This is a genomic window from Kamptonema formosum PCC 10802 (assembly GCF_000332335.1).
GTDB lineage: Bacteria > Cyanobacteriota > Cyanobacteriia > Cyanobacteriales > Oscillatoriaceae > Oscillatoria.
Window position 1 is genome coordinate 202,844 of record NZ_KB235952.1, and the last position, 11,375, is coordinate 214,218.

Sequence of the window (11,375 nt, forward strand, 5' to 3'; positions counted from 1 at the left end):
TGGCACCCCCGCCAATAGGGATGCCGGCAATATCAGTATTAAGGGAATGGCGACGGATAGTGCCGGTGCTTTGGTTTCCGATATTTTTGACTTGACAGTCACTCCGACACCAACTCCTGTACCGACTCCGACGCCGAATCCGACACCAACTCCGGCACCGGCATCCAATGCTGACTACAGTTGCATCTGTGATACAATTGGCGTAAATTGCTCCCCAAACACCAACTCACCCCCACTCAGCACTCCCAAGAGTGTGGGAATTTAACTCAATAGAATTGAAGAAAACGATTTAATTTCAGGGCTCAATGTCGGTTGGACTATAACCGTAAAACGTGGGTTTTACACTCTCAACGGCACCGGTGCCGGTGCTGATATTTTTCTCTTAACAGCAGTAAAACTTAGTGATATAATAACCTACTTTAAAGATGATATTAATCCCCTAGTATTAGGAGGTGGTTTGCAATTATCGCAGCTGACAATTACCTTATAAAGCGGTGCCACTGCCATCAAACTTGCCAGGAAGGATGAGTTCCTTGCCCCCTAAATGGGGTGCCGGTAAACCTGATTAGCATAGAGTATTTTACCATTCTGCAGTCATAATTCCCCCACAGCTGTAGGAGGATTATGCTGCGCCTGCTGGCGGAGGAGATTTGTCCCCCGCTCTCACACCTACTTCCATGAGTGCCGGTTGAATAAATCTCGAATAATAGGTATCATATCATGTCCGCTTGCATCGGTTTTGTATATATACTCTTGTAGGGGCGGGTTCTGCCAAAATAGTTCTGGCACAGACCAAAATATGAATAAACCCGCCCCTACCTCGCGTACAAAAATGGTGCTCCCGGAAATGATATCATTTAATAATAGATAGAGTTGAGTTTAAAATTGTTGGAAAATCCGACCCTATCGGAATATTTCTTTTTATCACACAAGTGAGGCTCGCATTTTATGTGAGTCAAAAGAGAAATCTTGGGAGTTTGTAAAAATATATCTTCTCTTCTCTTGTTTTGGCGCTCCTTGACGGCGGCGGTTTATAAAAAACCACGAAACAAGCCTTAAGGTAAGATATAGCGGTTCGCAGTAGGATGAACTATGGCGAGAAAACCGGTTTCTTTAAGAACGCGGGTTTCTCAGTACCTCACTAATATGAGAAACGCTATATATTTCCGCCGCTGTTGTTGCAATTGCAAAGAATGTGTTGCCAGAGTGAGGGCCGGCAGGGCGAAGGGGTTCGGTCCTGTTGCCGGAAAAGAGATGGAAAGGTCTGGAAACTGCACAAACGAAACGCTAGTCTAAAAGCCGATAGACACTAAATCCCAACCCTGTATGACTCCTGCGCAAGAAAATAACCATCTGTGGAATCAGTGGCTGGGTTTAACCCCACGCCCGACACGAATTGCTGCCGGCGATGCCGCGCCGGCGCAGCACCTCACGCCTGCCGGCTGGCAAAAGACCCTCCTGAGAGCGGGCATGGCGTTGGCGATGGCCAGCTTGGCGCTGCCGGTGCGGGCTTTGCAAGTGCAGCTGGCACCGGCCAATCCCCAACTGGGGGACACCCTGTCGGTGACAGTCCAGGTGGATGCCGCTGCGGCGGAGAACCCAACGGTTTCCGTGAATAAGGAAACCTACCCCACCTTCCCCATTGGCCAGAATCGCTTTCGCGCCTTGCTGCCCACGACGCCCCTCGATCCGCCCGGAACCTGGCAAATCCAGGTGAAAGGCGACTCTCAAGTGCGGAATTTAGCCGTCCGGGTGAGCGATCGCGACTTTCCCACGCAGTCCATCTGGCTGCCTCCCGGGAAGGACGAGGACGTCAGCGATTATGAATTCAACCGCGTAGACGCCTTCAAGAAACTAGACACGCCGCAAAAATTATGGAGTGGGCCTTTCCTGCGGCCTAACGCCGGTGAAATCACAACGGTTTACGGGGTTCGCCGCTACTATAATGGTAAATTTGCGGAAGACTATTACCACCGGGGGGTAGACTACGCCGGTGACTATGGCTCACCGGTACTGGCACCGGCAGCCGGTCGCGTTGCTTTGGTGGGGCGGGAAGCAGACGGGTTCCAGGTTCACGGCAACTGCATTGGCATTGACCACGGTCAGGGCGTTACCAGTATTTATTTGCACTTGAGCCGCATTAACGTCAAGGAGGGTGACTTTGTGAAAGCCGGTCAGGTAATTGGCGCACTCGGCTCCACCGGCGCTTCCACTGGCCCGCACCTGCACTGGGGCCTGTACGTCCACGGCAAGTCTGTCGATCCAGTGCCCTGGCGATATAACGGATTTGAATAGCGGCGTGGCGTTGCGCCTGTGGGGTTAGGGGATAGAATGGTTCTACCCCTAACCGGGAAACAAGCAGCGTTGCTCGCAGAACATCATGCGGTTTGGACAGAGTTTTTTATGAGTATTGAAAAAATCGTTGAGCAGGCACTGCAGGACGGTTATTTGACGCCAGCGATGGAGGCGGAGGTCGGTCGCATCTGCAACACGGCTTCTGAACTGTCCATAGAAGAGTACATGGCCCTGGACCGTCTGATGGGGGCGCTTTTAACCGGTGAAGTCGTTGTCTTGCCCCGCAAACAGTTCATCAACGTCATGGAAGAGCTGGTGCTTTCAGAGGCTATCGCGCGGGTGGCAGAAATAGAAGCCACCAGCGAGCGCACCCTGGACGTCGGAGACATCGCTGCCTACGCCCTCAACCGGCTCCCACCCCTGTACGCCACAACAGAAGAGGGTGCGAACTTTCAGCGGTCCCGCGCCAGAGAGGAACTCCAGGACCTGATCGCCCAGCAAGTCAGTGAAGCTATCTCCCGCAACCTCGACCAGCCGAACTTTTTCCCGGAACGGCTGCCTCTCGGCAAGTCCTCAGGCAACGAAGTCCTGACTCAAGTCAGCGCCTTGCTGCAGTCATACGCCCCCAACTACGAACAAAAACCCAAAAGCTCTCTGTGAGGGGATTTTAGATTTGACCCCAACAGATTTTAGCTTAAATTAACAATTGCCCGCTGCCCTCCCTCCAGGCGGCAGCCCCCGCTCAAGGGTTCCATCTTGCGTCCTGTAGGGGGTGCGTGCAGTGCCAGCATTGCGTATAATAAAAAATTTGCAGAAAACTTTGATGCTTGCTGGATGGAGTTGCCCCCTATGGCCCGCATGTACTACGACGCCGACGCTAATTTAGACCTATTAGCCAACAAAACGATTGCCATCATCGGCTATGGCTCCCAAGGTCACGCCCACGCCCTCAATCTCAAAGATAGCGGCATCAATGTCATTGTGGGGCTGTATCCCGGCAGCAAGTCCGCCGAGAAAGCCAAGGATGCCGGTCTGAAAGTCCTCCCTGTGGCAGAGGCCGCATTGGCTGCTGACTGGATTATGATCCTGCTCCCCGATGAAGTCCAGAAAACGGTCTACAAAAATGAAATTGAACCCCACCTGACGGCAGGGAAAGTCCTGTCCTTCGCCCACGGATTCAACATTCACTTTGGCCAAGTCGTGCCGCCGGCAGGGGTGGACGTGGTGATGGTAGCTCCAAAAGGCCCCGGCCACTTAGTCCGGCGGACTTACGAGCAAGGGCAAGGCGTGCCCTGCTTGTTTGCCGTCTATCAGGACGGCAGCGGTCAGGCCCGCGACCGGGCGATGGCCTACGCCAAAGGCATCGGCGGCACTCGCGCCGGCATTCTCGAAACCAGCTTCCGCGAAGAAACCGAAACCGACCTGTTTGGCGAGCAAGTCGTGCTCTGCGGCGGGTTGAGCGCCCTGATCAAAGCCGGTTTTGAAACCCTCGTCGCCGCCGGCTACCAGCCGGAACTGGCTTATTTTGAGTGCCTCCATGAAGTCAAACTCATTGTTGACCTGATCGTCGAAGGCGGTCTGGCCAAAATGCGGGACAGCATCTCCAACACGGCAGAGTACGGCGACTACACCCGCGGTCCGCGCATCGTCACTGACCAAACCCGCGCCGAGATGCGCAAAATCCTGCAAGAAATCCAGTCCGGCCAATTTGCCCGCGACTTCGTGCTGGAAAACCAAGCCGGCAAACCGGGCTTTACTGCCATGCGCCGGCAGGAAGCAGAACACCCCATTGAAGTAGTGGGCAAAGATTTGCGCGCCATGTTCAGCTGGCTGAAACAAGGCTAGAAGGGAGAAGGGGCAACCAGTTCTCCCCCAGTTTCTCGTTCCCTGCCTCTGGGTGGGAACGAGAATAAACCCACCTCACTGAGAAGCCGGAACTCCTTTCTGCTCTTTGTCAATCGCCTCTTGGGTTCGCTTGTTTTGGTCTTTTTTGGCCCAGCCTGGAACCAAGCCGCTGCCAAATTTCACCAAGGCTGTGCGAGTGTCCAGACTCGTCTTTTTCATCTGGGGCGGAAGAGGCGGGATTTGGTCTCCAAAGGAGATAAATGCCGCCAGCAACATTACAAAACCGGCAAATAGGGTTACTTTCATATTTAGTCCTCCATTTTATTGCCTTCGACGCCAACAGCTTAAAGGCTACAGGCTACAGCACGCTCAAAGCATAGCGCCTCTTCTATCATTTTTCCCAGACTTAGCCCAATGGCAATCGACTTGATTGGCACCCTCGGGATTCTGACTCTGCTGTGGCTGGGGGTAACTTCCTGCAACCAGCCCCACCTGGCAAGCGTTTCCCCGAACCCTTCCCAGAACCGCCCTGCGGTGCAAGCGAGCGCAAATCTCCTGCCTTTTTTTGATCGCATTAACAACCCCGTTACTGTGGGCTTCCCCGCCAACCAGAAAGTAGACATAACGCCACCGCCACCCCAGCTGAATGCCTTCGACCGGTCTGTGCTGGAAATCTGCGGCCCTATTGGCACCCGAGTCAAGGCAGAGAGGTTCAAAAAATTGCTCTCCGACTACCCACAAGTGCTGCGCCAAGTCAAGGGGGCTGCCGGCGAGCTGCGTCCCGGACGCACAAATGATGCGGAATTTCTCGACGACCTCACAGCTATTTGGTTCAACCGGCGTGGCTTTGAACATATTTTTTGCGGCCAGATAAAGGACTCAACCCCCATTGGCGGACTGCACTTTGCCGGCAGATATTTGCAGTTACAGGACCAAGGAATTGCGGGCCGGCTGCCCAATAACTCCAGTCGGGAAAAAGTCATCCCCGGTGCCGTCTACAGCCTGGGCGTGACAGTTAAAAAGGGTAGCGGCACTGTCACCGCCAACATGAAAAGCTACGCCTACCCCAGCAGCGCTCTAGAAATTCTCACAGACGCCACAAAAGCCTTTAAAACTCAGAGCAGCTCCCAGCGTGACTGCATCTACACCGTGCGAGACGCTCAGACAAAACAGTCGTTTCCTGCTATTTTTGTCAGGGACGAAAGCGGTATTATTACCTTTTTCCCCGACGTGAAACCTAAAGGTAAAAAGTGCGATAATTAGCTCCTCTCTGTTTTACATTTAAAAGCTGTAAAACAAAACCCTACAAAGATTATTGCCTATAAATTGCTCAATTGATAGCGGCTGTCAGCGCTTATCTGCGGTTAAAAATTCAAACATCCAAGCCCCCAAAATTTCACAGGGCAAAAGGTGGGTGGTGGTGGTTCCAGGGTTTGGCTGCTTCAATCTGAGCTGCCAGGGCCAGCAGGGTGGCTTCCGCAGCCGGTCGCCCCACCAGCTGCACGCCCACCGGCATGCCATCGGCGTCAAACCCGGCAGGGAGGGCCACCGCCGGCTGGCCACTGGCGTTGAACGGGGGACAGGGAGCAATCCAGCGAATAATCTTTTCGAGCGTCTCTTCGGGAGACAGGCTCGCCCACTCCCCGACGCGCAGGGTTTCGTGCATGTGCACCGGCAGCACTAATACGTCGAACCGGTCAAAAAACGCCACAGTCCGCCGCGAAATTGCCTGCATCTGGTAAACCGCCCGCAGGTAGTCACCAGCGCTGCCGGTATTCTCCAGCAACCAGAGAGTCATTTTCTCCAGCCACGGGGCGGGAATGCCAGACGCCCCCACACCCGCTTGCCAAACGACTTTAAAAGGCTCAATCAGCCCCGTGAAATCGGGACAGGCAGCTTCTACTTCGTGGCCCATATCTTGCAGCAGCCGCGCTGTGTCCAGCACCGCTTCCCCGCACGCCGGCGCTGCTTCCCCCACCGGCTCAATGGCGGTAGAAAAAGCGATCCGCAGGGAACCCGGTTTTCGCTCAGTCGCTTGCAGGAAAGGCGTTTCTGGGTCAGGCAACCAATAGGGATCGCCCGTGACATAACCAGACATAACATCGAGGAGGGCGGCGGCGTCGCGCACGGTGCGCGCTATTGGCCCATTAATGGAAATCCCACTTTGGTAATCGCCCACCGGCGCGTGAGACACCCGCCCCCGTGCCGGTTTCAGGCCCACCAGACCGCAGCAGAAAGCTGGCCCGCGAATTGAGCCGCCGCCATCCGATCCTTGGGCCACTGGGCACAGTCCCGCTGCCACTGCAGCTGCCGCGCCGCCACTCGATCCGCCCGGGGTGCGCTCCAGGTTCCAGGGATTGCGGGTTGGGGGAAACCCTGCCGGTTCCGTATAGGGCAGCGATCCCACCTGGGAGGCGGCGGTTTTGCCGAGAATCACAAATCCCGCTTGCTTAATTCGCGCCACGGCGGCGTCATCGTGTGCCGCCAGCTGGTGGCGCAGCGCTGCTGTGCCGTAGGTGCAGGGCACACCGGCAACCGGGTTGAGGTCCTTGATAGAAATTGGCACGCCAAAGAAGGGGGGCAGTTCTGAGGCGCTGCCGGTGTTAGCCAGCTGTTCCGTTTTGGCTTTGGCATCTCCTATCGCCATCTCAGCTGTCACCGTAAAATAGCTGCCCAACTGAGAGTTGAGCCGGTCAATGCGTTCCAGATAAAGTTCAACTAACTCCAGCGGCGAGACTTGTTTGCTGCGGATGAGCTGAGCTTGTTCCAGTGCCGGGGTAAATGCTAAATCGCCCTTATCCATTGCTCCTGCCTTCGGTGCGGGGTGCTATTTCCAATAGTATGCCCAAGGGGCGTGCCTGCAATCACATCTTAGCTTGCCTGTCTGCTATTTTCCCAGCGCCAGCTAGTCTGATGTCTTGTGTCTGGCTTTTTGCGGACTGTTATGCCGGCTGACGATTAACTCACAGGCACCTAGAGCGGAAAATTGGGGCAGACAGTTGACATAGTGTCACAGGCAGCAATAACCAGCGGGGGAGATGGTGCGATGGCGTGCCGGTAGAGCGCTCCTAACTCCTTCCCCGGAACTTTCCCTATCCCTAAAACAAACTTTGTTGCTCGCCAAATGCCATTTCCTTTTCAGCTCTTTTAAATGCCAGCGCTCCCAGACTCATATCAAAAAATTCCGGGCGCTTCCGTTTGGTGATTAAATCTTCAACCGTCAAAATTTGAAGGCGGGGGTAATCTCTCCCGTTCCCCGCTCTGAAAACCCCCGCTTTAGCCGCTTCTGCTATCATTGGCTTCGTGGGGGCTGCCAGAGTCACCAGCCAACCCATATCCGCCCTGTTTTTTTGCACTGCCCCATCAAATCTCGCACCCTTGCCGGCCCTATATTATCACCCCCTTTAACACTTACTATAATTTTTCGCTTAATTTCCTTCTCGCCTTCTAAGTCGCTGATGTAGCGGAATCCGTCTATCCCGCTATCCGCACCCTTTTTCTTGCCTTGATAGGGCAGAACCTCAACCAGAGATCACGCCCACCACTGGAACTGATACTTATCGCGCCGCGCCAATTATCTGGCCCATTCTAAGTCTTTTGGCGTACCGCAGACCTCGAATGAGAGTCCGGTAAAAGCGCTTTTCAAGCGACTTTCAATCTGAGAAATAGCCAAGTGAGTGATATCAATTCCTGTCCAATTGCGTCCTAGCTTTTGGGAGGCGTGCAAGGCGGTGCTGCAGCCACAAAACGGATCGAGTACCAAATCCCCCGGATTGGAGCTTACTTGAATAATATGCTCTAAAAAAGTTACTGGCTTCTGAGTGGGATAGCCCAGACGCTCTCCTGACTGCGACTGCACCGGCTTGATGTCATCCCAGATGTTTTGCAATGGCACCCCTGGCATTTCATCAAGATAGCGATTGTATCGGGGAACCCTCTCAGGTTTAGTCTGGACAACTCGACCTTCAGCAATCAGTTCGCGCATCTTTTCTTGGCTGTAGCGCCAATAGCGCTTAACCCCCATAACTTTATAGTAAGGATTGCCTTTTGCAGCGCCGCCCGGTGCGGTGAGGTCCGCCAGCTGATAGCACCGCCCATCGGGTTCAGCGTATTTGTAGAAGTTATCGATGTATTCCTAAATGTAGGGGTTGTGCTGGGTGTTGAATGTGTATTTATTGCTTTTAGTATAGTAGAGAATGATGTCGGAAATGTTGCCATAAGCTAGGCTACCATCTTTGGTGTCGCTGTGGGCGCTGGAGCGTTTCCAGGTAATTTCGCTGCGATAGTTCTGGGGTGCAAAAATGAAGTCTAGAATCAGCTTGAGGTAGTGGCTGGACGTTGGATATCAGTGCAGCTACAGGCTGCCGGTGGGCTTTAAGACGCGGTGCAACTCTACTAGACGGATGGCAATCATTACCAGGTAGGCTGACAGGTCATTTTGCCCCTAATTGCGAACCAGCAAATCCAAAATTTCGGCTAATTTACCGCACCTGTCGAACAATTCATTGAGGGCACGGCTTGACTCGCTATTCCAGTGCCAAGTGTCCTCAAAGGCTGTTATCTGTGCTTGTGGCAAACCGGCTGTTTTGCTTTTCCCAAAGATGACGTTGTAGTAAGCGTTGGAATTGAAGGGTGGGTCAAGGTATATAAGATCGGCGCTTTTATCAGCAATGCTGTTGCGCAGAACTTCCAGGTTGTCACCAAAGAAAAGTCGGTTCATTCGCTGAAAAGGGGTATTGCCTGCAACTTATAGCGGTTCTCAGTTTGATGTACTATGGTCTATAAACCCGATGAGCGTAGTGCCGGTTGCACCTTGCCCTCCCCTACCGTTAGCGTAGCGGCTCCGTTAGGAGCGGTTTCTCTGTAGCACATTAATCTGAGAAACGCTATATAGCAGTAGGCACTTAGGTTAGTACATTTCGGCCTCTTTTGCACCCCCGCACTCCGGCTCCTATTGTCCTAACCCATATTACTACTGGGATATAGACGTAGGGGAGGCGTAGCGCTAACGCGCCGCTGCGCTAACGCCGGGCTTGAAGGTCTAATGTTTTAACCTAAGTGCATACTGCTATATCTCTGATTATACCCCCAGGGCGACGCCACGCAGGAGGCAAATCAGCCGCAGTAAGGTGCGTTCTCTCGCTTGCCGGCACTCTCTTCTAACCGGCAAGCCCTCCCTATAGGGAACCCTCCCTACCTCTTGAGAGGTTACGCTTTTAATCTGCTTATTGTAGGAAGGAGTAAGAGCCGAACGATGCGCTTATCCAGGATGTAAATTCGGATATGCGCATATCGTAAAAAATGAAAATTATGCGCAAAATTCGCCGATTGGGCTGAAGCCCAACTACAAACTTTGGGCTGAAGCCCAACTACGAACCTTTGGGCTGAAGCCCAACTACAAACCTTTGGGCTAAAGCCCAACTACGAACCTTTGGGCTAAAGCCCAACTACGAACCTTTGGGCTGAAGCCCAACTACGAACCTTTGGGCTGAAGCCCAACTACAAACTTTGGGCTGAAGCCCAACTACAAACCTTTGGGCTGAAGCCCAACTACAAACTTTGGGCTGAAGCCCAACTACAAACCTTTGGGCTGAAGCCCAACTACAAACTTTGGGCTGAAGCCCAACTACAAACATGGTAAAAGCCCGCCATATAAACAATAGGGGGGCAGCAATGCCGCGCCCCTAGAATTGTCGGGTTGAAATTAAGGACTAAACTTTAGACCGGTCGGTCAAAATCTCGTAACCGGTTTCTGTGACGAGGACGGTATGCTCAAACTGAGCGGACAGAGCGTTATCTACAGTCACAGCCGTCCACTTGTCTGGCAAGATGCGGGTGTGCTTGGAACCGGCATTCAAAATCGGCTCAATGGCCAGGGTCATGCCGGCGCGGAGTTTGACATTCGGCATTTCGTGGGTGCGGAAATTGAACACGGAGGGTTCTTCGTGGAGGTTGCGCCCAACACCGTGGCCGGTGAAGTCTTCCACGATGCTAAAGCCACTGGCAACGACGTGATCTTGAATCGCGCCGGCAAGATCGAGCAGGTAGTTGCCGGCTTTGACTTGTTCAATTCCCTTATAGAGGGCTTCTTCTGCGACGCGAATTAACTTGGCCGCCTCTGGCGTCACTTCACCGACGGCGATCGTGATGCAGGAGTCGCCGTGAAAGCCCTGGTAGTAAGCGCCGGTGTCCACTTTCACGACATCGCCGGCCTTGATCGCCTTTTTGGGGCTGGGAATGCCGTGCACCACTTCATTATTAATGCTGGAGCAAATCGAGGCGGGAAATCCGTGATAGCCTTTAAAGCTGGGAGTTGCGCCCATTTCGCGAATGCGCTTCTCAGCGTAAGCGTCCAAGTCAGCGGTCGTCATCCCGGGCTGCACCATCTCGGAAATTTCTTTGAGTACCGTTGCCACTATCAAAGCCGCCTGCCGCATGATTTCGATTTCGCGCTTCGATTTAAGTTCGATGCCGCGACGCTGCTGCTGTTTGGCGCGGGGGGGCTGAGAGGCTTGCGGAAGGAGATTGCCAAGAATGTTCATGTTATGGATGGGAGGCTATGGGTGGTACAACAACCGGACTCAGAAATATCTTGCCCGAGTTTAAAGGGTTTAGCCGCTGCTACGGGCCAGAATCCGTTGGGAAGCTGTGCCGGCAGGCTCGCAAAGCGATTCACCCGTGCGGGGAACGTGGAGTTAGTCTTCTTTAACTAAGTTAACAGATCCCTGTCACTTCCTTCCTGCGTCCACCGGCAGGTCAGTTTGCAGGCTACGAACTGCCGCACCGGCATGCTGGGAATCTTCGATCCAGGGTGTGGGGGCACTCTTGCAGGGGCAGGTTTTGTCTCTGTGTCGTGCAACTGCTGTTACCGATCCCATCCCTGTAAGCTCTGCACTCTTGCTTCGGTTTCCCGTAATTCCTGATGCGGTAAACCGAACACACAGCCAGTGGTAGCTGGGTGGGAAAGCTGAAACACGAGCCACGCCCTCGCCTCAAGGACTCTCTCAACCGTCCTCTCGTCCACCGGCTGCGAGTGCGGCCTGCCGGCGGGGTATGTGGCCTTCTGTTATATAGGGAATGCTAATCTAAATGACCAAATCCTAATAAAAAATTATATTTTACAGGGGCGCAAAAAGGTATACTATGGATAGTTGTGGATCGCAGTTGGAAATCTCCAATCGGAGTGATTCCTTCCGGGCGGACTGCTCTAGCCAGAAGGGCCGGCAAAACCGGCT

The 11,375-nt window shown here is 53.6% G+C and carries 10 protein-coding genes and 1 pseudogene; 5 read left to right on the top strand and 6 right to left on the bottom strand.

Going from position 1 to position 11,375, the window contains the following annotated elements:
* From OSC10802_RS48420 to ilvC, 4 genes and pseudogenes are all read left to right on the top strand, one after another.
* Window positions 1-265 (top strand): annotated as a pseudogene (locus OSC10802_RS48420) (hypothetical protein); the annotation flags it as partial.
* Window positions 266-1,470: 1,205 nt separating this feature from the next.
* The gene (locus OSC10802_RS0137030; protein WP_232731921.1) at window positions 1,471-2,295 is read left to right on the top strand and encodes a M23 family metallopeptidase; all 825 of its coding nucleotides are present in this window, start codon (window positions 1,471-1,473) and stop codon (window positions 2,293-2,295) included.
* Between the two features lie 108 nt (window positions 2,296-2,403).
* On the top strand, window positions 2,404-2,955 hold the full coding sequence (locus OSC10802_RS0137035; protein ID WP_017721811.1) for a late competence development ComFB family protein: 552 nt from the start codon (window positions 2,404-2,406) through the stop codon (window positions 2,953-2,955).
* A gap of 189 nt (window positions 2,956-3,144) precedes the next feature.
* A complete protein-coding gene (gene ilvC, locus OSC10802_RS0137040; RefSeq protein WP_026099134.1) occupies window positions 3,145-4,140 on the top strand; it encodes a ketol-acid reductoisomerase in 996 nt (331 codons plus the stop codon).
* A 75-nt stretch (window positions 4,141-4,215) separates the two neighbouring features.
* Here ilvC and OSC10802_RS0137045 read toward each other — a convergent pair whose 3' ends face one another.
* Window positions 4,216-4,446: a hypothetical protein gene (locus tag OSC10802_RS0137045; RefSeq protein WP_017721813.1), complete on the bottom strand. Its 231-nt coding sequence runs from the start codon at window positions 4,444-4,446 to the stop codon at window positions 4,216-4,218.
* Window positions 4,447-4,554: 108 nt separating this feature from the next.
* Between OSC10802_RS0137045 and OSC10802_RS0137050 the strand changes: the two genes are divergently transcribed.
* The gene (locus tag OSC10802_RS0137050) at window positions 4,555-5,403 is read left to right on the top strand and encodes an EndoU domain-containing protein (protein ID WP_017721814.1); all 849 of its coding nucleotides are present in this window, start codon (window positions 4,555-4,557) and stop codon (window positions 5,401-5,403) included.
* A 133-nt stretch (window positions 5,404-5,536) separates the two neighbouring features.
* Here the strand turns inward: OSC10802_RS0137050 and OSC10802_RS0137055 are convergent, their stop codons facing one another.
* From OSC10802_RS0137055 to map, 5 genes are all read right to left on the bottom strand, one after another.
* Window positions 5,537-6,943: an amidase gene (locus OSC10802_RS0137055; RefSeq protein WP_017721815.1), complete on the bottom strand. Its 1,407-nt coding sequence runs from the start codon at window positions 6,941-6,943 to the stop codon at window positions 5,537-5,539.
* 295 nt (window positions 6,944-7,238) lie between these two features.
* Window positions 7,239-7,364 carry a hypothetical protein gene (locus tag OSC10802_RS56100; protein WP_255349224.1) on the bottom strand — a complete coding sequence of 42 codons (126 nt, stop codon included), beginning with the start codon at window positions 7,362-7,364 and terminating at the stop codon, window positions 7,239-7,241.
* Window positions 7,365-7,714: 350 nt separating this feature from the next.
* Window positions 7,715-8,164: a DNA methyltransferase gene (locus OSC10802_RS53770; protein WP_017721817.1), complete on the bottom strand. Its 450-nt coding sequence runs from the start codon at window positions 8,162-8,164 to the stop codon at window positions 7,715-7,717.
* A 420-nt stretch (window positions 8,165-8,584) separates the two neighbouring features.
* Window positions 8,585-8,860, bottom strand: coding sequence for a hypothetical protein (locus OSC10802_RS53775; RefSeq protein WP_017721818.1), 276 nt, complete (start codon window positions 8,858-8,860; stop codon window positions 8,585-8,587).
* Between the two features lie 991 nt (window positions 8,861-9,851).
* Window positions 9,852-10,682, bottom strand: coding sequence for a type I methionyl aminopeptidase (map, locus tag OSC10802_RS0137075; protein WP_017721819.1), 831 nt, complete (start codon window positions 10,680-10,682; stop codon window positions 9,852-9,854).
* Between the last annotated feature and the right edge of the window lie 693 nt (window positions 10,683-11,375).

Bases quoted from the DNA above. Each gene is read 5' to 3' on its own strand.
- OSC10802_RS53770 (WP_017721817.1), bottom strand. From the start codon at position 8,164: ATGGGGGTTAAGCGCTATTGGCGCTACAGCCAAGAAAAGATGCGCGAA.
- map (WP_017721819.1), bottom strand. From the start codon at position 10,682: ATGAACATTCTTGGCAATCTCCTTCCGCAAGCCTCTCAGCCCCCCCGC.
- OSC10802_RS0137035 (WP_017721811.1), top strand. From the start codon at position 2,404: ATGAGTATTGAAAAAATCGTTGAGCAGGCACTGCAGGACGGTTATTTG.
- OSC10802_RS0137045 (WP_017721813.1), bottom strand. From the start codon at position 4,446: ATGAAAGTAACCCTATTTGCCGGTTTTGTAATGTTGCTGGCGGCATTT.
- OSC10802_RS0137030 (WP_232731921.1), top strand. From the start codon at position 1,471: ATGGCGTTGGCGATGGCCAGCTTGGCGCTGCCGGTGCGGGCTTTGCAA.
- ilvC (WP_026099134.1), top strand. From the start codon at position 3,145: ATGGCCCGCATGTACTACGACGCCGACGCTAATTTAGACCTATTAGCC.
- OSC10802_RS53775 (WP_017721818.1), bottom strand. From the start codon at position 8,860: ATGAACCGACTTTTCTTTGGTGACAACCTGGAAGTTCTGCGCAACAGC.
- OSC10802_RS0137050 (WP_017721814.1), top strand. From the start codon at position 4,555: ATGGCAATCGACTTGATTGGCACCCTCGGGATTCTGACTCTGCTGTGG.
- OSC10802_RS0137055 (WP_017721815.1), bottom strand. From the start codon at position 6,943: ATGGATAAGGGCGATTTAGCATTTACCCCGGCACTGGAACAAGCTCAG.